Annotated in this window: 22 protein-coding genes; 11 read left to right on the top strand and 11 right to left on the bottom strand. The window is 50.3% G+C overall.

Features of this window, described 5'->3' with window-relative positions:
* The 4 genes from KK083_RS30550 to KK083_RS30535 form a co-directional block, all read right to left on the bottom strand.
* The coding region (locus tag KK083_RS30550) for an FAD-dependent oxidoreductase (RefSeq protein ID WP_254169955.1) at positions 1–144 on the bottom strand (144 nt) is incomplete at its 3' end.
* An 826-nt stretch (positions 145–970) separates the two neighbouring features.
* Entirely contained in the window at positions 971–2,239 is a 1,269-nt protein-coding gene (kynU, locus tag KK083_RS30545) for a kynureninase (RefSeq protein WP_254169953.1), read from the bottom strand.
* Positions 2,240–2,273: 34 nt separating this feature from the next.
* On the bottom strand, positions 2,274–2,750 hold the full coding sequence (locus KK083_RS32710) for a methylated-DNA--[protein]-cysteine S-methyltransferase (RefSeq protein WP_317195258.1): 477 nt from the start codon (positions 2,748–2,750) through the stop codon (positions 2,274–2,276).
* 5 nt (positions 2,751–2,755) lie between these two features.
* A complete protein-coding gene (locus tag KK083_RS30535; protein ID WP_254169952.1) occupies positions 2,756–3,283 on the bottom strand; it encodes a 3-hydroxyanthranilate 3,4-dioxygenase in 528 nt (175 codons plus the stop codon).
* Between the two features lie 180 nt (positions 3,284–3,463).
* Between KK083_RS30535 and KK083_RS30530 the strand changes: the two genes are divergently transcribed.
* The 5 genes from KK083_RS30530 to KK083_RS30515 all read left to right on the top strand — a co-directional run bounded on the left by KK083_RS30530 (position 3,464) and on the right by KK083_RS30515 (position 8,269).
* On the top strand, positions 3,464–4,246 hold the full coding sequence (locus tag KK083_RS30530) for an SDR family oxidoreductase (RefSeq protein ID WP_254169951.1): 783 nt from the start codon (positions 3,464–3,466) through the stop codon (positions 4,244–4,246).
* Between the two features lie 17 nt (positions 4,247–4,263).
* The gene (locus tag KK083_RS30525) at positions 4,264–6,333 is read left to right on the top strand and encodes an OmpA family protein (RefSeq protein ID WP_254169950.1); all 2,070 of its coding nucleotides are present in this window, start codon (positions 4,264–4,266) and stop codon (positions 6,331–6,333) included.
* 23 nt (positions 6,334–6,356) lie between these two features.
* The gene (locus KK083_RS30520; RefSeq protein WP_254169949.1) at positions 6,357–6,554 is read left to right on the top strand and encodes a hypothetical protein; all 198 of its coding nucleotides are present in this window, start codon (positions 6,357–6,359) and stop codon (positions 6,552–6,554) included.
* 88 nt (positions 6,555–6,642) lie between these two features.
* Complete coding sequence (locus KK083_RS32845; protein ID WP_438834736.1) at positions 6,643–6,858, top strand: ParE family toxin-like protein; 216 nt, start codon at positions 6,643–6,645, stop codon at positions 6,856–6,858.
* Positions 6,827–8,269 carry an aldehyde dehydrogenase gene (locus tag KK083_RS30515; protein WP_254169948.1) on the top strand — a complete coding sequence of 481 codons (1,443 nt, stop codon included), beginning with the start codon at positions 6,827–6,829 and terminating at the stop codon, positions 8,267–8,269. Before KK083_RS32845 ends, KK083_RS30515 begins: the two co-directional genes overlap by 32 nt.
* 100 nt (positions 8,270–8,369) lie before the next feature.
* On the opposite strand, the gene KK083_RS30510 is transcribed toward KK083_RS30515, so the two are convergent.
* Entirely contained in the window at positions 8,370–8,945 is a 576-nt protein-coding gene (locus KK083_RS30510; protein ID WP_254169947.1) for a NifU family protein, read from the bottom strand.
* 141 nt (positions 8,946–9,086) lie between these two features.
* Between KK083_RS30510 and KK083_RS30505 the strand changes: the two genes are divergently transcribed.
* A complete protein-coding gene (locus KK083_RS30505; RefSeq protein ID WP_254169946.1) occupies positions 9,087–10,466 on the top strand; it encodes a dicarboxylate/amino acid:cation symporter in 1,380 nt (459 codons plus the stop codon).
* Between the two features lie 79 nt (positions 10,467–10,545).
* Here the strand turns inward: KK083_RS30505 and KK083_RS30500 are convergent, their stop codons facing one another.
* The 4 genes from KK083_RS30500 to KK083_RS30485 all read right to left on the bottom strand — a co-directional run bounded on the left by KK083_RS30500 (position 10,546) and on the right by KK083_RS30485 (position 17,406).
* Positions 10,546–14,736 carry a tetratricopeptide repeat protein gene (locus KK083_RS30500; RefSeq protein WP_254169945.1) on the bottom strand — a complete coding sequence of 1,397 codons (4,191 nt, stop codon included), beginning with the start codon at positions 14,734–14,736 and terminating at the stop codon, positions 10,546–10,548.
* 438 nt (positions 14,737–15,174) lie between these two features.
* Positions 15,175–15,975 carry an anti-sigma factor gene (locus tag KK083_RS30495; protein WP_254169944.1) on the bottom strand — a complete coding sequence of 267 codons (801 nt, stop codon included), beginning with the start codon at positions 15,973–15,975 and terminating at the stop codon, positions 15,175–15,177.
* The gene (locus KK083_RS30490; protein ID WP_254169943.1) at positions 15,972–16,478 is read right to left on the bottom strand and encodes an RNA polymerase sigma factor; all 507 of its coding nucleotides are present in this window, start codon (positions 16,476–16,478) and stop codon (positions 15,972–15,974) included. Before KK083_RS30490 ends, KK083_RS30495 begins: the two co-directional genes overlap by 4 nt.
* A 151-nt stretch (positions 16,479–16,629) precedes the next feature.
* Complete coding sequence (locus tag KK083_RS30485; RefSeq protein ID WP_254169942.1) at positions 16,630–17,406, bottom strand: class I SAM-dependent methyltransferase; 777 nt, start codon at positions 17,404–17,406, stop codon at positions 16,630–16,632.
* A 127-nt stretch (positions 17,407–17,533) separates the two neighbouring features.
* Between KK083_RS30485 and KK083_RS30480 the strand changes: the two genes are divergently transcribed.
* Positions 17,534–18,703, top strand: coding sequence for a GWxTD domain-containing protein (locus KK083_RS30480; RefSeq protein ID WP_254169941.1), 1,170 nt, complete (start codon positions 17,534–17,536; stop codon positions 18,701–18,703).
* A 48-nt stretch (positions 18,704–18,751) separates the two neighbouring features.
* Positions 18,752–19,543 carry a 23S rRNA (guanosine(2251)-2'-O)-methyltransferase RlmB gene (gene rlmB, locus KK083_RS30475; RefSeq protein ID WP_317195257.1) on the top strand — a complete coding sequence of 264 codons (792 nt, stop codon included), beginning with the start codon at positions 18,752–18,754 and terminating at the stop codon, positions 19,541–19,543.
* 127 nt (positions 19,544–19,670) lie between these two features.
* On the opposite strand, the gene KK083_RS30470 is transcribed toward rlmB, so the two are convergent.
* A complete protein-coding gene (locus tag KK083_RS30470) occupies positions 19,671–20,747 on the bottom strand; it encodes a mannose-1-phosphate guanylyltransferase (protein WP_254169939.1) in 1,077 nt (358 codons plus the stop codon).
* A 74-nt stretch (positions 20,748–20,821) separates the two neighbouring features.
* Positions 20,822–21,790 (bottom strand): KpsF/GutQ family sugar-phosphate isomerase, encoded by a 969-nt coding sequence (locus KK083_RS30465; RefSeq protein ID WP_254169954.1) that lies wholly within the window; start codon positions 21,788–21,790, stop codon positions 20,822–20,824.
* Positions 21,791–21,858: 68 nt separating this feature from the next.
* Between KK083_RS30465 and recQ the strand changes: the two genes are divergently transcribed.
* From recQ to KK083_RS30450, 3 genes are all read left to right on the top strand, one after another.
* Positions 21,859–24,048 (top strand): DNA helicase RecQ, encoded by a 2,190-nt coding sequence (gene recQ, locus KK083_RS30460; protein WP_254169938.1) that lies wholly within the window; start codon positions 21,859–21,861, stop codon positions 24,046–24,048.
* Positions 24,049–24,256: 208 nt separating this feature from the next.
* Positions 24,257–25,546: a phosphoribosylamine--glycine ligase gene (gene purD / locus KK083_RS30455; RefSeq protein ID WP_254169937.1), complete on the top strand. Its 1,290-nt coding sequence runs from the start codon at positions 24,257–24,259 to the stop codon at positions 25,544–25,546.
* A gap of 3 nt (positions 25,547–25,549) precedes the next feature.
* Positions 25,550–26,060 (top strand): PSP1 family protein (locus KK083_RS30450; protein WP_254169936.1); only part of this gene is annotated, 511 nt, incomplete at its 3' end.

Here is a 26,060-nt window from a genome sequence, read left to right as displayed (position 1 = left end):
CGGCAGCGTCATATGTGTATAATAGACAGTTTCGTGCCGTCGCTCAAACACCGTGATCTTGTGACCTCTCCTGGCAAGATAAATGGCCAGCAATGAGCCCACCAATCCCGCCCCTACGATGGCAATATTTTTCTGAGGAATCATATCTAAGTGTTAGTTCGTCGTCAGACCACTGTGTGGCGGCCACTTGCGCAGGCCGGTGGTCCGACGACTAATAGTCAAAACTAAAAGAAAACGACTAAAAGCGGATGAAGGGTCGCTGGTATCTCAAGAAATATTTCTCTTTTCAATAGTTATTATCTCGTTCTGTGTGATCTGAGGAATAAAGGCCTAACCCACATGAAATTTCAAGCCGATAATTTTTACCATGTTTTTAACAGAGGTAATAACAAACAGGTGATTTTTCCCCGAAAGGAAAACTACAATTTCTTTCTCAAGAAGCTAAGAATGCTAATTGTCCCGAATTGTAATGTAATATCGTATTGCCTGATGCCTAATCATTTTCATCTTCTTATTCACGTCACCACGCGAGGTAATCAACTACTATCATCATCGGGAAGAATGCAAACCCTGGAAAGGAAACTGGGAACACTTCAAAGCTCTTACACCAGGGCCATCAACATTCAGGAATCAAAGACAGGCTCCCTTTTCCAACCTAAGTGTAAAGTCATTGAGTTAGACGAAATACATCTGGTTGCGTGCTTTCACTACATTCATCAAAATCCTGTAAAAGCCGGGCTGTGTTCTAAATTCGAGAACTGGAATTTTTCCTCCTATCGCGAATACTGCTCGGAGTTCAGTGAAAACATTTGTAATCGCGAGATTGCTTACGATGTTTTACAACTACCCCGGAATCCGGAGCAGTTCAAAAAGAATTCAATGGACGTTGTTGTTGATAGTAAGGTGATCGAAAGATTGGAGTTATAGTCGTCAGACCACTGCGCCGGAGGCCACTCGCGCATGGCAGTGGTCAGACGACTATTTGCCTGAGAATGTCGCCCAACCGCCACACATCTTCAAAAGTATTATACAACGGCACAGGGGCCACCCTGATCACATCGGGTTCGCGCCAGTCGGCGATGACACCTGCTGCCGTAAGCTTTCGGAAGATCTTTTTTCCATTCTGTTTCATGAATACCGAAAGCTGGCAGCCGCGTTCTTTTGGATTAACGGGCGTGAGCAGCTCGAAATGTTGCCGCGCCGGATCGATCTCACGCAAAATAAATTCGAGATAACCCGTCAGCAGCTCACTTTTGGCGCGCAGGTTTTTAATACTGGCTTCCTCGAAGATCTCCAGCGACGCAAGCAATGCAGCGCTCTGCAGAATGGGAACGTTGGAAACCTGCCATCCATCTGCGCCAGCGATGGGCTGAAATCCTTTCTTCATCTGAAACCGTTCTGCTTCATTATGCCCCCACCATCCGGCAAACCGCGGCAACGCAGCATTTTTTGCGTGACACTCATGAACAAAAGCTCCGGCAATGGCACCAGGCCCGGCATTCAGATATTTATAGCTGCACCATACAGCGAAGTCGACATCATCTTTGTGAAGGTTCAATGGTACGTTGCCGATGGCGTGCGCCAGGTCGAAACCAGCCATGGCACCTGCGCGATGGGCGGCCTCCGTTATTTTTTTCAGGTCGAAGAACTGCCCCGTATAATACTGCACACCGCCGAAGATCACCAGCGCGAGCTGCGGCCCGTGTGTGGTGATGGCTTCAAGAATATCCTCCGTTCTCAGCACCGTTTCTCCGGGCCTTGGCTTGAGCTCGATCAGCGCTTGTTCGGGATCATGCCCATGGAATTTCAGCTGCGTTTCAAAAGCATACTGATCTGACGAAAAAGCACCGTGTTCGGTCAGGATCTTGAATCTTTCTTTTGTAGGATTATAGAATGACACCAGCATCAGGTGGAGGTTCACCGTCAGCTGATTCATGGCTACCACCTCAGAGGGTTTTGCGCCTGTGAGTCGTGCCAGCGCTTTTTTGGTGAACTTGTGATAATACAGCCAGGGCCTGCGCGCGTGCACGTGTCCTTCCACGCCCAGCTTGGCCCAGTCTTCCAGCTCTTCGTTCACGAAATTTTTGGTGGTCTTCGGTTGAAGCCCCAGTGAATTACCTGTGAAGTACAGCGCCGTTTTTCCATTGACGCGGGGCAGGAGAAACCTGCTCCGGAAAGATCTTAAGGGGTCTTGCTGATCGAGTTTTCTGGCGAAGGAAGATGAGTTCTCAAATTTCATTTAAAAGGATTGAGCCTGAAAATAAATACAACGCTTAGAATAACCTGAGCTGTTCTGAAAAAGCGCCCTCATGTTGCAGCAGCCACGTTTTGTTGTCGAGCCCGCCGCCATATCCTACAAGGTCACCGTTCTTGCCGATCACGCGATGGCAGGGAATGATGATGGCGATGGGATTCTGATTATTGGCGAGACCCACGGCGCGGATGGCCTTGATGTCGCCAATGCGGATGGCCTGTGCCTCATAAGAAAGTGTTTTTCCATAGGGGATGTTCAGCAGCTCGTTCCATGCCTTCAGCTGAAAATCCGTGCCGACAGGAGCAAGCTCAACATTGAAGAACTTTCTGCCTTTGAAGAAATATTCCTCCAGCTCCTGGATGCACTGTTCGATGACGGGAGTGATCGTCTCTTCCGACTTTCCTGTTTTCAGGAAACTCACCAGGGTGATCTTGTCGTCTTTGGATTCGATCAGCAGGTCACCGACAGGAGAAGCGTAGTATGCGCGGCCTAGCATGGACATCAGACAAACCGGGGATCGGCTTCCATCACTGTTCCGCATTTTTTGCAGGTGCGCAGCTCTTTCGATCCATAAAAATCGCGGAAGCGTGGTATAAAATCCTTTTCGATATTGGTGAGGTGGAACTTGTACTCGTGCAGCTTGTTGTTGCATTTCTCGCAGAACCACATCAGCCCGTCTTCTTCACTGGTATTGCGTTTACATTCTATCACCAGGCCAATGCTGTTGGCTGGGCGGATGGGGGAGTGGGGAACCTTTCCCGGCAGCAGGAACATATCGCCTTCTTTGATGGGAATATCCACCGCTTTACCGTCTTCCTGGATCTTAACGTTGATATCACCTTCCAGCTGATAGTATAGCTCCTCCGTTTCGTTGTAGTGGTAATCTTTGCGGGCATTGGGACCCGCCACGATCATCACAATATAATCGCCGGCATCGGCATACAGATTTTTGTTGCCAACAGGAGGTTTGAGAAGATCACGGTTTTCGCTGATCCACTGCTTCAGGTTAAAAGGTCTGCGAACTGGCATATATATGTAATTTAATTGGCCACTTCAAGTTATGGAATGTCACCGGATTGGTACACTTTTTTGTTGCTCAGTTGCAGCGTACTACCGCTGGCAGCGCCTCAGAATCCGGCCGATCCGGTAAAATCATGGTCAAAACTAACAAACTTTGCGCCTATATTTACATCACAAAGTGATTAAGAAATGGATCTGAACCTGAATGGTAAACGGGCTCTTGTATGCGGCAGTACGCAAGGCATCGGAAAAGCTTCAGCCATGGAATTGGCGATGCTCGGTGCCAGTGTTACACTTGTTGCCCGTAATGAAGAAAAACTGAAAGCAGTCTGTGCGGAGCTGCCTCCTGCAAAAGGGAAGCATGATTACCTTGTGGCTGACTTTGATCTTCCGGAACAGCTCAGGCATCAGGTGGATGCATACGCCCAGAAAAATACCGTTCATATCCTGGTCAACAATACCGGTGGGCCCGCGGCGGGTCCGGCGGCGGATGCCAGGCCTGAAGAATTCCTGAAAGCTTTTTCGGCGCACCTGATCTGCAACCATATACTGGTGCAGGCGCTGGTTCAGGGCATGAAAAAAGAAAAGTACGGGCGCATTATCAATGTCATTTCTACTTCGGTGAAGATGCCCATCAAAGGACTGGGTGTTTCCAATACCGTACGCGGTGCCGTGGCCAACTGGTCTAAAACACTTTCAGTTGAGCTTGGCCCTTATGGCATCACCGTAAACAATGTGCTGCCCGGAGCCTCGATGACAGGAAGACTCGCATCCATTATTGAAGGCAAGGCAGTCAAGACAGGCAAAAACGTTGCTGAGGTTACACAGGAGATGATAGCGGAGATCCCCGCAGGCCGCATCTCGAAACCTGAAGAGGTCGCGGCAGCGGTGGCATTCCTGGCCACACCCGCGGCAGGTTATATCAATGGTATCAATTTACCCGTTGACGGAGGGCGGACTGGCAGTTTGTAGAGGGGTGCCTATTGACTATGACTAGACTTACACTGATCTTCTTATTGTTCACAACCGTTGTCAGGGCGCAGCTGCCCGTGATCGTCCACGAAAGTTTTGATGTGAACACCTACGGATGGCTCGAGCATGAAACCGCGACACACAAGGTCATGTTCCAGAACGGCAAGTATTTTATGGAAGCTCCCTCGAACGGGTGGATGTCTTGCGTGGCGCCTTATGTGGACGACAAAAAAGATTTTTCATTCGAGGCAACGTTTACCCAGGTAGACGGCGAAAATGACAATGGCTACGGATTTGTCTGGGGCCACGATGGCAAGAACTACATGAACACGTTCACCATCACGGCCAACGGATTTTTCAGGATCCTGTGCCCCGAGCCTTCACTGGGCATCAATGACAACTGGCGGGAAGCAGACAACGTGCGGCCCATGGGTCAGCCCAACAAGCTCAAAGTAGAGCAGCGCAAGAACATGCTTTATTTTTACCTCAACGGAAAGCAGGTAGCCACAACCAAAAGTTTTCCCTGGCATGGGAAGTATCTCGGCTTTGTTGCTTACACGAAAATGAAATTGGAGATAGACGATTTTATCCTTTCTCATGATATCGATATCATTCTTCCCATCAGGGTTGAGCCGCCGGGCAACAAAGAGAACCTGGGGCCGAATGTGAACTCCAAATACGACGAAGTAAGCCCCAAGATCTCCGCCGATGGCAAGACGTTATACTTCGGGCGGAAGTTCAGCCCAGAGAATGTGGGTGGTGCGCATGACAAGGAAGACATCTGGGAGAGCAGGACCACCGACGGAAGAACCTGGTCTAAAAGCCTGAACCTTGGCGCGCCTGTGAACACGCCGGCTACCAACAACCTGATCGCGGCCAGCACGGATAACAACACGCTGCTGTTCCATGTGAATGAAGGTTTTGCTTTTATGCACCGCACCGCTACGGGCTGGTCTGCGCTGGAAGACCAGGGCATCCGGTTCAAGAACGAATCGCCTTACCTTGAAGGATGCCTGTCGCCCGATGGCAAGGCGATCGTGTTCGTGGCCAAGTTCAAGGCCAACGCCTTTTACAGGTCCGGCAATCCTGAACGCGATATTTATGTCTGTCTCAAGCAGGCAGACGGCACCTGGAGCCCGCCGATTCATACGGGCAAGGTTTTGAACTCGCCAGGAGACGAGTATTCACCTTTTCTTTCTGCCGATGGCCGCACACTTTATTTCGCCAGCAATGGCCGCCCCGGCTACGGTGATGCGGATATCTACATGTCTAAAAGAATGACTGACGACTGGAAGCAATGGTCTGAGCCGGTAAACCTCGGGCTCGGTATCAACACGGCAGGGTTTGATGCTTATTATACTTTGCCTGCTTCAGGCGATTTTGGATACATGGTGAGCAACACCAACACCATTGGTCTGGCCGATATTATTCGTTTCAGATTGCCGCAAACAGTAAGGCCTGATCCGGTGGTGCTCGTTTCAGGAAGAGTGCTGAACGCCAAAACGCAGAAGCCCCTGGCCGCCATGATCAAGTTCGATGATCTCAATACGGGCAGGGAAGTGGGAGAGGCTCGTGTGAACCCGCGCACCGGTGAGTACAAGATAGCGTTGCCTGCAGGAAAGAACTATGGTTATCATGCCGCTGCCGCGGGATACCTATCGGTGAGCGAGAACCTCGAGCTCATCGATCTGCAGGAATACAATGAGCTCAAGAAAGATCTGCTGCTCGTTCCCATCGAGATCGGTGAATCTATCCAGCTCAAAAATGTGTTCTTCGTTCAGAGCAAGTGGGAGCTGCGGCCCGAGTCTTATCCGGAGCTCGACCGGTTGGTGAAGATCATGAAAGACAATCCTACGATCGAGATCGAGCTGAGCGGTCATACCGACAACCGTGGTGTGCCTTCTGCCAACCTCGAGCTTTCGGAAAGAAGGGTGGAGGCAGTCAGGCAATATCTGATCAACAAGGGAGTGCCGCCCCGGAGAATGACAGGAAGAGGTTACGGCGGTGCTAAACCCATCGCGCCAAGCACCACAGAAGAGAACCGGCAAATGAACAGGAGGGTTGAGTTCAAGATCGTTAAGAAATAAACAGATTTTTTGTAAATTGAGATATGATCTCTGAATTGAAAAAGGCAATCGAAAAAGCTGAGAAATTATCTGAAGATAAACAGAGAATTATTGCAGACCTGATCATCAATGAGATTGGTTGGGATGATTCTTTGAAACAATCCTCGGATAAACTTTCCATGCTTGCAGAGGAGGCGTTGGAAGAATATAAAAAAGGGAAAACCAAGCCACTGGATCTGTAGTGGAATCTGTTACCACAGAAAGGTTTAGGAAGGCTTATAGTCAGCTGCCCGAATTAGTCAAACAGAAAGCCCGTCTGGCCTATAGACTTTGGAAGAAGAACCTTTTCATCCCGGGCTTGCATTTAAACAGATATCAACCCATCAGTCAATCTATTCTGTCAGGATCGGTTTATCTTATCGTGCGCTGGGCATCAAAGAAGGCAATTCTGTTGTCTGGTTTTGGATCGGCTCACATGAAGACTATAATACTCTGATCAAACAGTTTTTGAATTATGCAGAAGATCCAGAACTACATCAATGGTGAGCTAACTGCTCCGGTTTCGGGAAAATATCTTGATAACTACAATCCGGCAGAGGGAAAAGTATACAGTCTCATTCCTGACTCTGATGGTGTTGATGTGCAGAATGCCGTTGAGGCGGCCAATGAGGCATTTGCGTTATGGTCATCCATGGCTGTCGAAAAACGCGCAGATATTTTACAACGCATTGCCACACTGATAGACCGTGACCTCGACAAGTTGGCGCTGGCAGAAAGTGTTGATCAGGGTAAGCCGGTGAAGCTTGCCCGGTCGGTAGACATTCCAAGGGCTTCGGCCAACATGCGGTTCTTTGCTACAGGCTCCATGCACTTTGCCAGTGAAGCACATATTACCGGAAGTGAAGCGGTCAATTATACAGCGCGCGCGGCGGTAGGCGTTGCTGGCTGCATCTCGCCCTGGAACCTGCCGTTGTACCTGTTCACCTGGAAGATAGCCCCGGCGTTGGCTGCGGGCTGCACGGTTGTTGCCAAACCTTCCGAGCTCACACCCATGACTGCCTTTCTTTTTTCGCAGCTCTGCATCGAAGCAGGATTGCCCAACGGTGTGCTCAACATTGTTCACGGACTCGGACCCAGGGCCGGGCAAGCCATCATCGAACACCCTGAGATCCCCGCGATCTCGTTTACCGGAGGCACAGTTACGGGCCGGAAGATCGCGGCCACCGCGGCACCGATGTTTAAAAAACTTTCCCTCGAGCTGGGCGGCAAAAACCCGAACATCATTTTTGCGGACTGTGATCTCGAGCAGGCGCTGACTACCTCCATCCTGTCTTCATTTTCCAACCAGGGGGAGATCTGCCTGTGTGGCTCCCGCATCTTTGTTGAACGCGGCCTCTACACCAGGTTTGTGGATGAGTTTGTAAAACGCACGCGACAAATGACGGTGGGCGATCCCCTGGACGAAAAGACCAATATCGGTGCGCTCGTCTCAGAAGCGCACATGAACAAAGTGCTCTCGTATATTACGCTGGCACAGGAAGAAGGTGGCGAGATCGTTACCGGTGGAAAAAAAGTGAAGGTTGCCGGGCGTTGTGAGGGTGGATACTTCCTGGAGCCCACCGTGATCACGGGCCTGTCGCACCAGTGCCGCACCAACCAGGAAGAGATCTTCGGGCCGGTGGTCACCATCATGCCCTTTGATACGGAAGAAGAAGTGCTCGCGTATGCCAACAGTACCAGCTACGGTCTCTCTGCCACACTCTGGACCGAAAACCTGAAACGTGCGCACAGGGTTTCTGCGCAGCTGAAAAGTGGTATCATCTGGGTGAACTGCTGGCTGTTCCGCGACCTTCGTACACCTTTTGGAGGAATGAAACAATCCGGCGTGGGAAGAGAAGGCGGATGGGATGCGCTCAGGTTTTTTACCGAAGCAAAAAACGTCTGCATCCGGCTCTGATGTTGTTCAAGATCAGAATTTCTCTGACGATCCTTCAGATCTTGATCGAACAAAAAAACCGGCTCATCACCGGTTCTTTATCAATTGTAATATCTTGTTCTCAGGCAAGGGCCTCTACGGCGTAAACTTCATCAGGCATCATGCGCTTGAAGAGGTTCTCGATGCCGGCCTTCAGTGTTACCATAGACGAAGGGCAGCCACTGCATGAGCCCTGAAGCCTTACTTTTACGATGCCATCGCGGAAGGAGTGATAAGTGATAGCACCGCCATCCTGCTCAACAGCGGGACGGATATATTCTTCCAGGATCGTTCTGATCTTCTTAACGGTCTCGGTCTCTTCTTCGGCTGGAGCTTCGGGCTCGTTCACCTCGATGATGTACTTTCCGGACTCCAGGAAATTCTTGATGTGCTCTTTGATGGTGCCCTGGATCTCCAGCCACTCTACATCACCCTTCTTGGTTACCGTGATGAAGTTGCTCATGTAAAAGACGCGGTCTACGAAGGGATATGCGAAGAGCTCTTTTGCCAGGGGCGCCTCTGCTGCGCTTTCTGCCGAAGGAAAATCGAAGCTCAATCCTTCCGGAACCAGCATCTCGTTGACCACGAATTTGAGTGAATTTGGATTGGGGTTCGATTCCAGGTAGATATGAACGTTTTTAGGCACTGCTTGAAGCATAGTTCTGTGTTTTATACGGAACAAAATTAAAGAAATTAAGTTCCGGGATCGTTTCCCGTTTAGGATTTTAATCGCCCGTCCGTATTTTAGATGCTCTCAATGGTTAAATACTTTATATTCGCCCCCTAAATCGATTGCATCGTGTCACAAAAATCGCTCTACACGCTTATTTTCATTGGTTTTACCATCGCTGTCATCCTGGGACTGGTCGATTACTATGAAGTGGCCGAAATCCCTGATGGGGTGCACAGCGGTGTGCGCTGGCTTACCCTGCTCCTGATGGTAGTGCTGGGGTTCATGAGAAAGTCACTGACCACCTGGATCGTCATCAGCATGTTTGTGGGTGTGGAGCTCGGTTTTTCGCTGCCTGGTTTTTCAAAGCAACTGAATGTACTGAGCGGAATCTTTCTGCGCCTGATCAAGACCATTATTTCACCGCTGATCTTTGCTACACTGGTGGTGGGCATTGCGGCGCACTCTAACCTGAAGCAGGTTGGCAGAATGGGCCTGAAGGCGATCCTGTATTTTGAGATCGTTACCACCGTTGCACTGTTCATCGGCCTGGCGGCCATTAACCTTACCAAAGCGGGAGAAGGGGCGCAGCTTGTGCAGGTCGAGACCGCGCAGGTTGACAAGGCCGGCCAGCTTCTGAAGCAGGAGAAGAAAAATCACCTGCTCGAGATCTTCCCTGAGAACCTAGCCAAAGCAGTTGCGGAAGGCCAGGTGCTGCAGGTGGTGGTGTTCAGCGTCATCTTTGGCATTGCGCTGGCCATGCTCAATGAAGAGAAGAAAAAGCCTATGCTTCATTTTGCCGAAGGCCTCTCTGACGTGATGTTCCGGTTTACCGATATCGTGATGTACTTTGCGCCATTTGCGGTATGCGGTGCGTTGGCGTATTCCATCGCTTCTTTCGGCTTCGAGGTGCTCAAGAATCTGGCATTGCTTGTGGCTACGTTGTATGGTGCATTGCTTGTTTTTATACTGGCCGTGCTGGTTCCCATCGGGTTCATCATCAAGCTTAACTTCAGAAAATTCATCCGCGCCATCTCCGAACCTGTGGCCATAGCGTTCTCCACCGCCACCAGCGAGGCAGCGTTGCCCAAGGCCATGGAGAACCTGGAAAAGATGGGCATTCCCCGTAAAGTAGTCGCTTTTGTTTTGCCCACAGGTTACAGCTTTAACCTCGATGGCAGCACGTTATACCTTTCTCTTGCTTCTGTATTTGTTGCCCAGCTGGCCGGTGTTGACCTTACTTTTGGCGAACAGCTGCTGATGGTGCTTACGCTGATGCTCACCAGCAAAGGTGTGGCGGGTGTGCGGGGCGCTACCTTCCTCATTCTGGTGGCAACGGTCTCTGATATGGGCATCGACCCCCAGAAAGCTTTTGTGATCCTGGGTGTGGATGCCATCATGGATATGGCCCGCACCACCGTGAACGTGATCGGTAACTGCCTGGCTACTGTTGTTGTTGCCAAGTGGGAGGGAGAATACAGCGACGTTCCCGAAGCCGTGAAAGCTTAATCCTAATCTTAAACCAACCCTCAAAGGGTCCTAAACCATTTGAGCGCTGTTATTATTTGAGGGTTATATATTTAGAAGATTACTTGCAATAGTTATCCAGCTGGAAGCGCGCTTTGGCATCTCCGAACTCCACTGCTTTCCGCCAGTCGAAACAAGCTTTGTCTTTTTGCTGCATCTGGTAATAGAAATTGCCACGCTGCTTGTAGTATGATGCGTTCTTTGGATCGATGCGGATAGCTTCGTCCATATCGGATACGCCGGCACCATAATCTTCAAGCTCGGCTTTGCAGGTAGCCCGGTTATAGTGCGCAATAGCATCGTCAGGGTTGAGATTGAGCACCTTGTTATAATCACTTACAGCGCTTTCATAATCCTCCAGCGCCTCTTTCACCAGGGCCCGGTTAAAATAAGCGTTGACGTTCTTCGGATCGAGCTCGATGGCTTTGTTGAGCGCTGTTAATGCTGACTTGGTATCGTTGTTCGATATGTGGGCACGACCCAGGTTCAGGAAAAGCTGAACGGTATTTTCTCCTGCCTTCATCGCATTATCAAAGTCAAGAACGGCCGCCGCATAATCTTCATTCTCCAGCTGCATGAGGCCGCGTTTGTAATAAACGTCTTTGTCTTTTACACCCGCCGCCACAAGCTTGTCAAAATATTCCAGCGCCGCTGCATATTTTTTTGTGTTGTAGTAGCTGTCACCCAACAGGCGGTAAAGGCTTACGTCAGGTTTTCCGGTTTGCTTTTCAACATTGCGGAAATCTTTCGCAGCCTCTTCAAATTTTTCGATCTTATAATACGCCATGCCCCTGTTCTCGTACGCCTTGGTGTACTGCGGATTTCGGCCAATGGCTTCGGAGAAGTCCGGGATCGCCGTTGTATAATCCTGCTGGTTGAAGTACGCTTTGCCGCGGTTATTGAACAGCACCGGATCTTTCAATCCCAGTGTCACAGCTTGTGTGTAATCGCCGATAGCTCCTGGCAGGTTGTTCAGGCTGAACTTGGCATCACCCCTGTGGAAGAAAGCAACGGAGAGCTTGGCGTCTTTTTCGATGGCCAGTGTAAAATCGTTCAGCGCATCTTCGAAGCTTTTGTTGTCGTAACGGCAATACCCGCGCATGTCGTAAGCCAATGCATCGGCGGTGCCTGTGATGATGGCCTTGTCGATATCAGGGAACGCGCCCTTGTAATCTTTCAGGTGAAATTTCGCGGCACCACGCTTGTAGTACAGCTCTGTTGCCGTCTCACCCGACGAGATCGCCTTCGTAAGGTCGGCGATGGATTTTTCATATTCCTTCAGCTCGAACAGTGAGCTTCCCCTGGCCACGAACACCTTCGCATCACTGGCACCGGCTTCCACTGCTTTGTCAAGGTCAGGCACAGCGCCCGCGAAATCTTTCGTGTTGAATTTCGAGATGCCGAGCATGGTATATTCATCGGCGCTGGCTTCACCCCGTGCCACCACAATGGCAGCATCGGCGATCACGCCTGCGTAGTCTTTCAATTGATATTTTGCGGCGGCCCTGTTCTTCAGCGCCTGCACATAGTCTTTCCGGATGCCCAGCGCCCTGTCAAAATCAGGAATGGATTCTTTGACGAGGCCGGCATTGAATTTTGCTTTGCCCCGGTTGTTGTAAATGATCTCATCGTTGGTGCCCAGCGCGATGGACTTGTCGTACGCCTCGATGGCACCGTTGTAATTGTTTTGTTTGAAACGGGTATTGCCCAGGTGATAGAAGATCTCCTTGTTCTTGCTGTCGAGCGATGCCGCCTTTTCGAGGTGAGGGCCTGCCTCTTTTTCTTTCTGGCTTAAAATGTACGATAAGCCGAGCGCCTCGTAGGCAGCAAGATCGGCCTTGTTCTTTTGTACCGTTTTTTCAAGATCGGTAACGGTGGCCTGGTAGTTCTTGAGCTGATAGAAGGCTTTACCGCGCTTCAGGTAGAGGCCGTCTTCTTTTTCACCGGCAGTCTCGGCGGCCACCAGCGCTTCGGTTGCGCCTTTGAAGTCGTTGCCCTCATAGCGGAGGTATCCCAGATAAAGCGCCACCTTACTTTCTTTATCACCAGCCTTGAAAGCCTTTTCGAGGTTCGAAGTGGCCAGGTCTTTTTTGCTCAGGTTATAATAGCCGATACCCAGCATACGCAACAGCTCCGGAGATTCGCCTTCGGTAGTCTTCGCCTTTTCAAGGTCGGCCGTGGCACCGGCAAAATCTTTCAATCCGTATTTTGCTGTGCCCCTGTTCAGGAATGCTTTTGAATACGTTGCATTGATCTGGATGGCCTTGTCAAAGTCAGCTACACCACCTTGCAGGTCGTTTACATTCACCTTCGCTTTACCGCGGTTGTTGAACAGCACGGCGTCGTTGGTGCCCAGCGCCACAGCCTTGTCATAGTTTTTGATGGCTGAAGCAAAATCGTTCTTTAAAAAATAAACGTCGCCGATGATCTTGTAGGCCTCCACTTCAGCGGCACCGAGCGACACCGCTTTCTCGAGATCCTTCAGCGCGTTGTCGTTGTCGCGCTGGGCAGATTCGGAATATCCTTTGTAAAGAAAAACTTCCTTGGTGCTGATGCCGGCATTGATCGCACGACTCAGCGACTCGATCGCGCCAGCATATTCTTTGTTCTTGTACTGGCAGGTGCCGAGCTGGTTGAACACGTCTTTGTCTGTAACGCCCAATGAGACCGCGGCTGACAAGCTCTTTACGGTTTCCGCACAGTTGCCGAGCTGTGCGTGACTCAATCCGAGCATCGAGAAAACTTCCTTGTCTTTCACACCTTTCTGAACCACCTTGTCCAACGCTTCAGCGGCGCCCTTGTAATCCTTGAGCGCGTATTTGGCGGTGCCGGCTTTCTGCAGGAATTCTGTTTCTGTTTTTCCTTTGGCGATGAGCTTATCGAGATCGGTGGCGGCGTTCTTCCAGTCCTGGGCTTTGTAATACGCTTCGGCCCGATTCTCGAGCGCCTTGTCATAATCGGCTTTCAGCTCCAGGGCCTTGCTGAAGTCGGCGATCGCACCTTTCAGATCCTGCAGGTTGAATTTTGCTTTACCGCGGTTGTTGAACACAACGGCGTCTGTGGCGGCCAGGGTGATAGAATTGTCGTAAGCCTTGACGGCGCCGGCAAAATCGTTTTTCAGAAATTTGAGGTCGCCGGTATTTTTGTGGGTCTCAGCGTCGTTCACACCCAGCGCGATGGCTTTCTCAAGATCCTTCAGGGCGTTGTCGTTGTCTTTCTGCGCAAGCTCGGCGTTGCCCTTGTAAAGAAACGCTTCCTTCGTATTAACGCCGGCGGCGATGGCGCGGCTCAGCGATTCAATGGCAGGGGCGTATTCCTTGTTCTTGTACTGGCAAGATCCCAGCTGATAGAAAACATCTTTATCGCTTACACCCAATGCCACCGCGGCCGACAACTGTTTCGAGGCTTCGCCACACTCGCCCAGGTTGGCCAGGCTCAGCCCGAGCATCCTCGAAACTTCTTTGTCCTTGACGCCCTTCTGCACCACCTTGTTCAGTGCCTCGACGGCGCCTTTGTGGTCGTTGAGATTGAATTTTGCTGTTCCGGCTTTCTGGATCAGCTCCGTATCTGTTTTGCCCGAGGCCAGCAGCTTTTCCAGGTCTTCAAGGCTTCCTTTCCAATCCTGGAGCCGGTAACGTGCTTCGGCGCGGTTCTCGAGTGCCTTGTCGTAATTGGCTTTCAGCGAGATGGCCTTGTCAAAATCCGGTAACGAGCCTTTGAGGTCCTGAAGGTTGAATTTTGCTTTCCCCCGGTTGTTGTAGAGCACGGCATCGGCCTGGCCTGCGCTGGCTGCCTTGTCGTAGTTGGCAATGGCTTCCTTGTAGTTCTCCATCCTGAACTTGGCGTTGCCCAGGTTGGCGAAGGTCTCATAACTTTTTGCGCCAAGGCTTACCGCTTTTTCAAGATCGGTAGCAGCGCCCTGGTAGTCGTCCAGGTTATACCGGGTGTTGCCCCTGTATTCGAACAGCTCCGCCGTGTTGATGCGGGCTTTCAGGGCTTCATCGAGGTCGGTTTTAGCCTTGTCATATTCCTTGAGCTGGTAGTATGCCACGCCCCGTTTTACAAAAACTTCTTTGTTGGTAAAGCCCGAGTTAATGAGCTGGGTAAAGCCCAGGGAGGCATTGCTGTAGTCTCCGGCATTGAGCTTCTTCAGGGATGCTTCCCATTGAACCTGGTGCAGTGAATCGGGTTTCTGCGCATGGGCTATCAGGGATAACAGAAGCAGTACAACTATCAGGCTGGTAGGTTTCATATTCGATAATATTGTCAGGGTAACAAAATTATCAAATATGAGCGGGATTTTAGTCGGAAATTAAGATCTGAATCAGTCTTGTAAGAAATGCCAAAGAAAGTAGAAGACGCTAAAAACGGTCAGCGCGACAACAATGTAGCCAAAGATCTTGGCCCTAACGAAATATCCGCGCATGGGGAATATCTTTTTCAAAGGGGTATAGGTTTAGTTCTCAAAAATTTTTCAAATGTAATGCTTTCACATTTACAGGCCGAGAAAATATGCGATCAGCGCGCTGATGATAATGGCTGTCACAATGATCACGGCTCTTTCATAGTAGGAATGAACGGGCAACAGTGTTTTCATAATGCATAAGCTTTAATTACCCTCATACAAAACGAAAATTATGTACCAATAAGGTCCCAGTTGATACGAATTTCTGGTTAAGCGGCTGTTTTATTACCCCTTTTCGACATTTCCGGCAGTCTGCATGGTTTCGAGCGATGGGGAAGATTTTCCACCTTTGGGCTCGACGGTAACAGCAAATGTTGTGGCTCCTTTGCCGATATCCTTCATTTTGATCAGTCCTTCCTCATTTCCATCGAACATACCGGCATCCACAGGTTTGCCATCGATGATCGCCCAGAGCTGGTACTGGTTGTCGCGCGCCAGTGACCTCATGCGTTGAATGCTCAGGTAAACCTCCCTGGAAGCCTCATTCCAGTACACATAGGTCATGGCGTCAGGAGCGTTGCCGGTGCCTTTCATCATCACCCTTTTGAACTCGGGGTTGTTCATCACCTTCATGTCACGCTCGATGCGGTCCATGCGTTGGTTTACCTGGCCATAGTCCTGGGCTATACGCTGGTTTTGGGCGATCAGTGTGCTGAGGTCAGAGGCTGTGCTTTTCCATTTTGTGCGATAATCGTACGCCAGGTAAGAGGCGATGAGGGCGATGGCGACCGATGCCGCGACGGCCAGCTTCCAGGCCCTCAGGCTCCGGTCAGGCTGAAGCTGAACTACTTTGCCGCGCTGCGCACCGTTGATCCTCTCGAGTAATTGCGCTTTTGCTGTCGCCGGAGGTGCGATGGCGGTTTGTAAAAATAGTTTTTCCTGGGCTTCTTCGATCAGTGCCAGCTCCTGGCGCAGCTCGGCGTATTGCGCCAGATTTTTTTCAACATCGGCGCGTTCATGCGGGGCGAGCTCGCCAAGCACGTAGGCTTCCAGAATACCGGACGATATGTATTCGCTGATGTTCACTTTACTCCCAAACTTGATCTTAATTGTTGCATGGCAAGCCGCAGCCGGGTCTTGACAGTTCCCAGCGGAATATTAAACTCTTCCGCAAGCTCCGACTGTGTATAACCCTGAAAATATAATTGCTCCACCACAAACTTTTGTTCCTGTGGCAAACCCTTCAGCACGTCCCGCACGCCGAGGCCCTCGATGGGTTGCTCGACATAGGTTTCGCTGTCTATTCTACTTACGACATTCTCGATGCCTCCGGTTTTTTGTTCTTTGCTGATTTCCCTTGACCGGGTTTTGTCAATAGCCTGGTTCCTGGCGATGTTGAGCATCCAGGTGAATAATTTGCCTTTTACGGGGTCGTAGCTGTTGAACCGGTCCCAGATCCTCACAAACACATCCTGCAAAACCTCTTCGGCGATGGCTTCTTTTTTAACCACGCGGAAGATGACGCCGTACAGCGCCGCCGAGTAACGATCATAAAGATACTCCAGGGCAGACTGGTCTCTGGCCTTCAATCTGCTGACAAGGTCAGGTTCGCTGATATGATGCTTGCCCTGGCTGATAAAAGAATACTTTGATCCAAGTAAGGGAAATGCGCGTGAATTGCCAAACCGGGTTTGTTAACAGTTTTGGATCTTTTAAAATTTGAATTAACCTGACTGGCGATCACTTTCTCACTACCAGAAAAAGATCCAGCGCATCGGAAGCATCGTCTACCACAATGTAATCTTCGTGGCTGATGTTCCTGACCAGCTGGTTATCGGCCGATTGCAGCTTGTTCCGGTTCCAGCGGTTCAGTATTTCGTAAGGAATGCGGAGCAGGGATGCCGGGAGGCGGTATTGAAGCTTCAGAAAATCCCACCGGGTGAAACGTTCCACCGATCTTTTGTTCTCGGCATAGTAGGCCATCACCTTTTCGTTGCCGGTAATACCTTTCATCTCAACGTGCGGGAAGATTTTCCGGGCCAGCGCTTCGAGCTCCGTGGCAAGATATTCGCGCACATGCCAGGGGTTCCGGCTCAGCGACATCTTGCGGTTCGGCGTGGTGATCAACGCCACCCCTCCGGGCCGGAGCACGCGGTGGATCTCCTGCAAGAATAGTTTGTCGTTATCGATGTGCTCGATCACCTGGAAGCTGGCCACCACGTCGTACGCATTGTCGGCCAACGGTGTGAGTGGCGGAATGTTCATGCTGATAAAACGGCCGCCGGGATATTTCTGCTGCAGCGACTCGATCACCGGTTTGATCTTGTCAACCGCGGTGAAACTTTTGGCCGACGCCATCAATACGCCTACGCCACGTCCTTCGCCGCAGCCTACCTCGAGCACGTCGCCCTGAATATAACCTTTCGCTGCAACATAGGCTTTAAATAAACGTTGGTGAATAGGATTATCAGAAGTAATTTGCTCGCTCGTGATCTCGGTTGTAAAAACTTTAGCCATAAGCCGCAAAAATAAGCATTTGGCCGATGGATCAGATTTGTCTGCCACAGTTTTATTAACCTTTAAGATCGGGTTCCAGGGCTGTCAGGACTTCTGAAAAACTTTTAATTTCACTGTTGTTTCCATTATGAAATTTCTTACCGGAATTCTTTGCCTCTTCCTTGTTCTGAACCTCAAAGGACAACCCCTCAGGGATATCAACTACAACTATCTTTATAACCCCGGCGAGCTGTTCTCTTTCGATCTGAAGAGCGTACGGCAGTCCAGTGGCTGGATCATTTTTTACAAGCTGCACGTGCGCGATACATCCCTGCGCGCGGACGATTTTACCGTGCAGTGGGAGACCCGCCAGACCCTGAGCGACAAGGAAGGCACGCCCCTTACCTCAGCCATCGAAGTGAAAGAGACCAGCCGTGGCAACACAGGTTTTGCGGGCACCATCACCGTGGCGCCCGCTTCGGCTCCCAACATGCTCGTGGCAAAAGTGGTGCGCGCCAGCCTCAACCGCGCGTGGCTCTTTTATGAGGTGCTGGAGCCGAACAGTCCTGTGAGCACTTATGCAAAATCAGGAAATGAACCGGTGACAACACCTTACGTGAACCTCGCCAGCAGGCTGTCAATAGCGGGTGATGCAACCCAGATCGTCTCGTACTACAATGATAACTTTCCTGCCGCTTTGCCGCCTTTTGCTGAAGCGCAGGGCCGCGTATCGCCGGGCATGAAAACAGATTCTACCTTCACGCTGCCAGCCGGGCAGGAGATGGGTTTTTCAAAAACCGGATTATACCTCGTGCAAACGGACACCAATGCAACGGAAGGATTGGCATTTCGCGTGGAGGACGATTACCCGAGACTGGGTAAGATACCGAGTCTCGCCGGTCCGCTGATGTACATTTGCACCAAGCAGGAGTACGATCGTCTTGCGCTGGCGAAGAACGACAAAAAAAGTTTTGACCGCATCATCCTGAGCATCACCAACGACACAGACCGTGCCCGCAAGCTTATGCGAAACTACTTCCGCAGGGTTGAGCTGGTCAACCAGTATTTCACATCGTACAAGGAAGGCTGGAAGACCGACCGCGGAATGATCTATATTATTTTTGGCCAGCCTGATGAGGTCTACAAATTCAGCGACAGGGAAGTATGGAGCTACAAGAACGATCTCTATAAAGTCACCTTCAACTTTGCGAAGTCGAGCAGCATTTTTGATCCTGAGAACTACGTGCTCATCCGCGAGAAAAAATATCAGGAAACCTGGTATGAGGTGATCGATCTTTGGAGAAGCGCACGGTTTTAATGTGACGTGCGGAGGAGATTCGCACTTATTCGGTGGATTTGACTTTATTTGCGGGGATTTTTGACAGACCGATGTCCTGAATCAAAAAAGCTCAACACAACAGCGATGGAAAAAACAGACATGATTTATGGAACACGGGCAGTGATCGAAGCAATCCATGCCGGTAAGGAGATCGAGAAGGTGATGATCCAGTCAGGCTTGTCGAACGACCTGATCAAGGAGCTCATCACGCTGGCGCGGGAGAAGCAGGTGCCCTATACCTTTGTTCCTGCCGAGAAGCTCAAACGCCTTTCGTCGAAGAACCACCAGGGTGTGATCTGCCTGTTGTCTTCCGTCAGTTATGCCTCGTTGGAAAATATCATCGACAAAGCTTTCAGCGAGGGGCGTGAGCCTTTTCTGCTGATGCTGGACCGTGTTACCGATGTTCGCAATTTCGGAGCCATTGCGCGTACGGCAGAATGTGCCGGCGTGGATGGCATCGTGATCGGCGAAAAAGGAAGTGCGCCCGTCACCAGCGACGCCATGAAAACTTCTGCGGGCGCGCTGAACTATTTGCCGGTGTGCCGGGAAAAAGATCTTAAAAAAACGATCAAACTTCTCCGCGACAGCGGCATCCGTGTGATCGCCTGTACAGAAAAAGCAGCCAAAAATATTTACGACATCGAGATCGCCGGACCTGTAGCGCTGATCATGGGCTCGGAAGAAGACGGCATAGACAATGCGTTGCTGCGCGATGCAGACGAGCTGGCCAAAATTCCTATGAAGGGGAAGATCGGGTCACTGAACGTGAGTGTGGCAGCGGGGATTGCGATTTATGAGATACTAAGAAGGAGAGTCTGAAGTCCATGGTCCATGGTCGATAGTCCATGGACGGACGGTGTTGCCTTGACGTGCCTACCCGTCGATAAAAAGGTTAATCGGGGCAATCGAGCACTGCTATGGACTATGGACCATCGACTATGGACTCTTACAGAAAATCGTTCGCGTTCTGTTTCGACTTCACATCATTCACAAATCTCCTGAACTGTTCTTCTTTATCTTTTTCACAGACGATGAACACGTTTCCGAATTCACCGATGAGGTAGCCGTTCAGTCCTTGTGCAACGATGAGCTTATCGCCAGAGCCCTTAACAATGCAGTTGCGTGTTTCATAGGTGAGCGCATTGGCCTGGATCACGTTGTTGTTCTCGTCTTTCTGCGAGATCTCGTGGATAGAAGCCCATGAGCCGAGATCAGACCAGCTGAAGTCTCCGAGACAAACAAAAACGTTGGTGGCTTTTTCCATGACGCCGTAGTCGATGGAGATATTTTTACACTGCGGATACACGATCCTGATGGCTTCCTTTTCTTCTTTCGTTCCGAGCTTGGATTTGATCTCTTCGAACGACTCGGCCATTTCGGGCAGGTAGGTCTGGATGGCTTTGATGATGGCCTCGGCGCCCCAGATGAAGATGCCGGCATTCCAGACGAAGTCTCCGCTCTCCAGGAATTTTTTGGCCAGCGAAAGCTCCGGTTTCTCGGTGAACGTTTTTACTTTTTTGGTAAAGCTTTTTTCCGTGTGATACTGTATATAACCGTAGCCCGTCTCGGGCCGTGTGGGTTTGATGCCGATGGTGATGAGCTTGTCCTGCGCTTTGGCCTGGTCTGCTGCTTTTTTAACGATCTCCCTGAACTCGTTCTCTTTGAGGATGAGGTGATCGGAAGGACTCACCACGATGATGGCTTCTTTGTTCTTTTCGTGGATGGTGTAGCTTGCGTAGGCGATGCAGGCCGTTGTGTTCTTGCGCATAGGCTCTGCCAGGATCTGGTGCTCTTTCAGCAGGGGCAACTGCTCTTTCACCAGGGCTGCGTGTTCTTCATGTGTGACAACATAAATATTTTCGGCAGGACAAATCGGCAGAAATCTTTCGTAGGTGGATTGCAGAAGCGTTTTTCCGGTGCCCAGCACGTCGAGGAATTGTTTGGGTCTTGAATTACGGCTGTAGGGCCAGAAGCGTACTCCGACCCCACCGGCCATCAGTACGACATATAAGTTTTTGTTCATTCCTGTTGTTAGAAGTAAAACGTTTTGTAAATGACGCGAGGTACGAAATTTTTTAAAAGAAAATTCAGAAAAAACTATACAATTCCTTCTTTTAGAAGATCGTGCAGATGTACAAATCCGGCTATTTTCGTGCCGTCCATCACAGCCAGCTGCGTAATATTATTTTCCTGCATCAGATGTAAGGCTTTTACCGCAAATTCATCTTTTTCGATTTTTTTGGGATTAACTGTCATGATATCGGACGCCTTGACCTTTTCCAGCTGAATTTCTTTCTGCAGCATTCGTCGCAGATCGCCGTCTGTAATTATTCCCAGCAAATTTTTGTTCTCATCCACAACGGAGGTGCACCCCAGTCTTTTCGATGAAATTTCGAGAATAACTTCTTTGATCGGCGTATTTGGAGTGACCATCGGCAGCTGGTTGTGTGTGTAGATGTCTGACACTTTCATGTAGAGCTGTTTGCCGAGGGAGCCACCGGGATGATATTCGGCAAAATCACGGCTGCTGAAGTTTCTGAGCTCGAGCAACGATACCGCGAGCGCATCGCCCATCGCAAGATGTGCCGTGGTGCTCGTGGTGGGTGCAAGGTTGTGTGGACATGCTTCCTCTGCAATCGTTGCATTCAATACGAAATCAGCCTGTTGTGCCAAATATGAATTTGTATTGCTGACAAGGGCAACAAGCTTTGATCCTCTACGTTTGAGGAGAGGGACTAGCACTTTGATCTCCGGCGTGTTTCCGCTCTTGGAGATACAAATGACGATGTCGTCGCCTTGAATCATGCCGAGGTCGCCGTGAATAGCGTCGGCAGCATGCATGAAGAGAGCGGGTGTTCCGGTGGAATTTAACGTGGCCACAATTTTATTGGCGATGATGGCACTTTTGCCAATGCCAGTTATGACAACACGACCTTTGGCAGAATATATTTCCTGCACGCAAGATTCGAAATCGTTGTCAATGTAGTTCGTTAAATTTTCTATTGCTCGGGATTCATTTATTAAAACATCTCGTGCAATTTTTTTAATATTTTTTACTAAATTCAATGCCTTTAGAAAATTAGCTTTGTCTGAGTACAAAGATACAATTTTAGGATTTATCAAGACGAAGAACCATGTTGGTTGAAGAGAAAGACGCATTAAAAGAAAGACTCAAAGAAATTTTCGGATACAGCCAGTTCCGCGGTAACCAGGAGAGAATTATCCGGAACCTGCTGGACGGAAGAAATACGTTCGTGATCATGCCCACCGGCGCCGGTAAATCCCTGTGCTACCAGCTGCCCGCCATGATCAATGACGGACTTGCTATTGTAATTTCACCGCTCATCGCACTGATGAAAAATCAGGTAGACCAGATGAATGCGTACGGTGTCAACGCCAGATTCCTCAACTCCACCCTCAGCAAGGGAGAGATCACCAGGCTCAAGAAGGAATGTATGAATGGCAATGTGAAGTTGCTCTACGTTGCACCCGAATCACTGAACAAGGAGGAAACCATCGAGTTCCTCAAGAAAGTAAATGTATCATTCGTCGCCATCGACGAAGCGCACTGTATCTCCGAATGGGGCCACGACTTCCGCCCCGAGTACAGAAGGATCAAATCCATGATCCACAACCTGGGCGAAATGCCTGTGATAGCGCTCACCGCCACGGCAACACCGAAAGTACAGATCGACATTCAGAAGAACCTTCAGATGGAAGAGGCTGACGTGTTCATGTCGTCTTTCAACAGAAAGAACCTGTACTACGAAGTGCGCCCGAAGAAGGAAACGAAAAAGCAGCTCATCAAATTCCTGAAAGACAACAAAGGAAAATCCGGCATCATCTACTGCCTCAGCCGCAAAAAAGTGGAGGAGATCGCCCAGCTGCTGAACGTGAACGGCTTCAAAGCTGCGCCGTACCACGCCGGGCTCGATCCCGATGTGCGCATGAAGAACCAGGACGACTTCCTGAACGAAGAGGTTGACATCATCTGCGCCACCATCGCCTTCGGCATGGGCATTGACAAACCTGACGTTCGTTTTGTTGTTCACTACGATGTGCCCAAATCGCTTGAAGGATACTACCAGGAAACCGGCCGCTCCGGTCGCGATGGCCTCGAAGGTCACTGCCTGATGTTCTACAGCCACAATGACCTGAGCAAGCTCGAAAAATTCAATAAAGACAAACCCGTTCAGGAGCGTGAGAACGCGCGCATCCTGCTGCAGGAGATGGAATACTACGCCGAATCTCCCGTGTGCCGCAGAAGACAGCTGCTGCACTATTTCGGTGAAGAGTTCAAGGAAGAGAACTGTGGCATGTGCGATAACTGCGTGCATCCACGCGAGCGCTTCGACGGCACAGACTATGTGCAGCTTGTGCTGAGGTCCGTCAAACAAACCAACGAACGCTTCGGCCTCAACCACCTGGTGCATGTGATCCGCGGTGTGGAAGACGAATACGTGAAGAGCTATGGTCACTTCGACCTGGAAGTGTATGGAAAAGGCGGCGATGAAGATGCGGACTTCTGGAAGTCTGTGATCCGTCAGACGCTGATCTTCCAGTACCTCGAAAAAGATATCGACAACATCGGTGCGCTGAAGATCACGCAAAAAGGAGAGGAGTTCCTGAAGAACCCTTACGCCATCGAGCTGGCCCGCGACCACGACTTCACAACGGAGATCGAAGAGGAAGAAGAGTCCGCAGAGAAGGCACCTGTATCAGCCAAGTCGTATGACGTGAAGCTGTTCGAGCTGCTGAAGAACCTTCGCAAGAAGATCGCCAAAGAAAAGAACCTGCCGCCTTATGTGATCTTCCAGGATCCGTCACTGGAGGAGATGGCCACCACCTATCCAACCACCAAGGAAGAAATGGCCCAGGTGAACGGTGTGGGTATGGGCAAGGTGAACAAGTTCGGCAAGGAGTTCCTGGAGGTGATCGAGAAATATGTTGAGGATAACGACATCGAGACCGCCAGCGAGGTGGTGGTGAAGTCGTCAGTCAACAAATCGAAGACCAAGATCTCCATCATCCAGCAGATCGACCGGAAGATCGACCTCGAAGAGATCGCGGAAAGCACAAGGCTCACGTTCGAAGACTTGCTCACGGAGATCGAGAACATCTGCTACAGCGGCACCAAGCTGAACCTGAATTACTACATCGATCAGGTGCTTGACGCGCACAAGCAGGACGATATCCACGATTACTTCATGAGCGCCGAAACCGACAGCCTGGAGCACGCCCTGAACGACGACTCCATCGCTGACTACTCCGAAGAGGAGATCCGCCTCATGCGCATCAAGTTCATGTCGGAATACGCGAATTGAGAAGAAGTAAGGAGTAAGAAGCCAGGAGTAAGGAGGAAATCCCTGCTCCTGGCTTTTGCTTTGATCCTGATTTTAGCCCTGATACGCTGAATTAACCGGCTGTAGTGTTAAATGCCAAATTCTTACTCCGTACTCCTTACTCCTTACTCCTATTTCATAGTATCGAATTCGCGGTTATCTTTGGGATTAAACCAAAAAACCGGAATAAATGAACATCCTGATCATTGGCAATGGGGGCAGGGAGCACGCGCTGGCTTGGAAGATGAGCCAAAGCCCGCTTTGCGATAAGCTTTTTGTGGCCCCCGGTAATGCAGGAACCGCGCTTGTGGCCGAAAATGTGGATATAGCGGCCGAAGATTTTTATAAGCTCGGCCGGTTCTGCCAGGAGCAATCCATTGAAATGATGGTAGTTGGACCCGAGGCACCCCTGGTGAACGGCATCCGCGACTACTTTGAGAGCGATCCGTGGTTGAAAGATGTGCTGATCATCGGTCCGGGTAAAACCGGCGCGCAACTTGAAGGAAGCAAGGATTTCTCCAAACAGTTTATGGTGCGCAATGGCATCCCGACTGCCAAGGCAAGAACTTTTGGCGTTTCAGATATAGAACAGGCTTTCGACTACATTTCTACCTGCAAGCCACCCATCGTGTTAAAGGCCGATGGTCTGGCAGCCGGAAAAGGGGTGATCATCAGCCTGAGCCAGGCGGAAGCCAAAGCCGTGATCAAAGACATGCTGGTGAACAAGAAATTTGGAGCCGCCAGCGCCAAAGTTCTCATCGAAGAGTTCCTGAACGGCATCGAGCTTTCTGTGTTTGTGCTTACCGATGGTAAAGACTATGTGATCCTGCCGGAAGCAAAAGATTATAAGCGGATCGGCGAGGGCGACACAGGTCCCAACACCGGCGGTATGGGCGCTGTTTCTCCCGTCAATTTTGCAACACCTGTTTTTATGCAGCGGGTAGAGGAACAGGTTGTAAAACCGACCATCGCAGGACTGAACCGCGAAGCTATCGACTATAAAGGATTTATTTTTGTGGGGCTGATGAATGTTGGCGGTCATCCCTATGTTATCGAGTATAATGCCCGGATGGGAGACCCGGAGACCCAGGCTGTGATGCCGCGCATCAAGAACGACCTGGTGGAGCTTTTTGAAGCAACCGCTAAAGGAGAGTTGAAGCATAAAAAGATCGAATTTGACGACCGTTATGCCGTCACCATCGCCCTGGTGAGCGGAGGCTACCCCGGAGAGTACGAGAAGGGCAAGAAGATAAAAGGATTACAGGAAGGAAATAAGACCCTTGTGTTCCATGCTGGCACCAAAAAGCAGCAGGAGCATGTTTTAACCGACGGTGGCCGTGTGCTGGCCATTACGGGTAAGGGAAATTCACTGGAAGAAGCCCGGGAAGCTGCGTACTCCCGCGCGGCCGAGATCCAGTGGGATGGCTTATACTTCAGGAAAGATATTGGAATTGATCTATTGAATTATAAAGGAATATAAACGATGGCATGTTCATGCGGATCGGTATCGGCTAAAGACGGAAAAGTTTCAGGCTGCAAAAACAACGGAGCCTGTGGAACCGGTGGCTGTAATAAAATGAATGTTTTCGACTGGCTCTCCAACATGGATATGCCTGCCGTTGACAAATTCAACATAGCGGAGATACGTTTTAAAAATGGCCGCAAAGAGTTTTTCAGGAATACAGATAACCTGAATCTCACCACAGGCGATGCCGTGATCGTGGAGGTGCCCAACGGCCACCACCTGGGCTATGTATCGCTTCAGGGCGAGCTGGTGAGACTGCAGATGCAGAAGAAAAAAGTGGCGAACGACGGCGAGATCAAAAAGATCTACCGCCTGGCGCACCAGAAAGACCTGGAGAAGTTTGAAGAGGTGAAGAAGCGCGAGCTGCCCACGCTGTACCGCACCCGCGAGATCGTTCGCAACCTGAAGCTCGATATGAAGCTTTCGGACATCGAATTCCAGGCCGACAATACAAAAGCAACTTTCTTTT

This window comes from Chryseosolibacter histidinae (genome assembly GCF_018598225.1).
GTDB classification, from domain to species: Bacteria; Bacteroidota; Bacteroidia; order Cytophagales; family Cyclobacteriaceae; genus Chryseosolibacter; species Chryseosolibacter histidini.
Note: the sequence above shows the minus strand (reverse complement) of the source record. Positions and strands in the feature narration are given on the sequence as shown.

Excerpts from the sequence above, each read along its gene's own strand:
- kynU (WP_254169953.1), bottom strand. The coding sequence starts at position 2,239 with ATGAAATTTGAGAACTCATCTTCCTTCGCCAGAAAACTCGATCAGCAA.
- KK083_RS32710 (WP_317195258.1), bottom strand. The coding sequence starts at position 2,750 with ATGCTAGGCCGCGCATACTACGCTTCTCCTGTCGGTGACCTGCTGATC.
- KK083_RS30535 (WP_254169952.1), bottom strand. The coding sequence starts at position 3,283 with ATGCCAGTTCGCAGACCTTTTAACCTGAAGCAGTGGATCAGCGAAAAC.
- KK083_RS30530 (WP_254169951.1), top strand. The coding sequence starts at position 3,464 with ATGGATCTGAACCTGAATGGTAAACGGGCTCTTGTATGCGGCAGTACG.
- KK083_RS30525 (WP_254169950.1), top strand. The coding sequence starts at position 4,264 with ATGACTAGACTTACACTGATCTTCTTATTGTTCACAACCGTTGTCAGG.
- KK083_RS30520 (WP_254169949.1), top strand. The coding sequence starts at position 6,357 with ATGATCTCTGAATTGAAAAAGGCAATCGAAAAAGCTGAGAAATTATCT.
- KK083_RS30515 (WP_254169948.1), top strand. The coding sequence starts at position 6,827 with ATGCAGAAGATCCAGAACTACATCAATGGTGAGCTAACTGCTCCGGTT.
- KK083_RS30510 (WP_254169947.1), bottom strand. The coding sequence starts at position 8,945 with ATGCTTCAAGCAGTGCCTAAAAACGTTCATATCTACCTGGAATCGAAC.
- KK083_RS30500 (WP_254169945.1), bottom strand. The coding sequence starts at position 14,736 with ATGAAACCTACCAGCCTGATAGTTGTACTGCTTCTGTTATCCCTGATA.
- KK083_RS30485 (WP_254169942.1), bottom strand. The coding sequence starts at position 17,406 with ATGGCTAAAGTTTTTACAACCGAGATCACGAGCGAGCAAATTACTTCT.
- KK083_RS30480 (WP_254169941.1), top strand. The coding sequence starts at position 17,534 with ATGAAATTTCTTACCGGAATTCTTTGCCTCTTCCTTGTTCTGAACCTC.
- KK083_RS30470 (WP_254169939.1), bottom strand. The coding sequence starts at position 20,747 with ATGAACAAAAACTTATATGTCGTACTGATGGCCGGTGGGGTCGGAGTA.
- recQ (WP_254169938.1), top strand. The coding sequence starts at position 21,859 with ATGTTGGTTGAAGAGAAAGACGCATTAAAAGAAAGACTCAAAGAAATT.
- purD (WP_254169937.1), top strand. The coding sequence starts at position 24,257 with ATGAACATCCTGATCATTGGCAATGGGGGCAGGGAGCACGCGCTGGCT.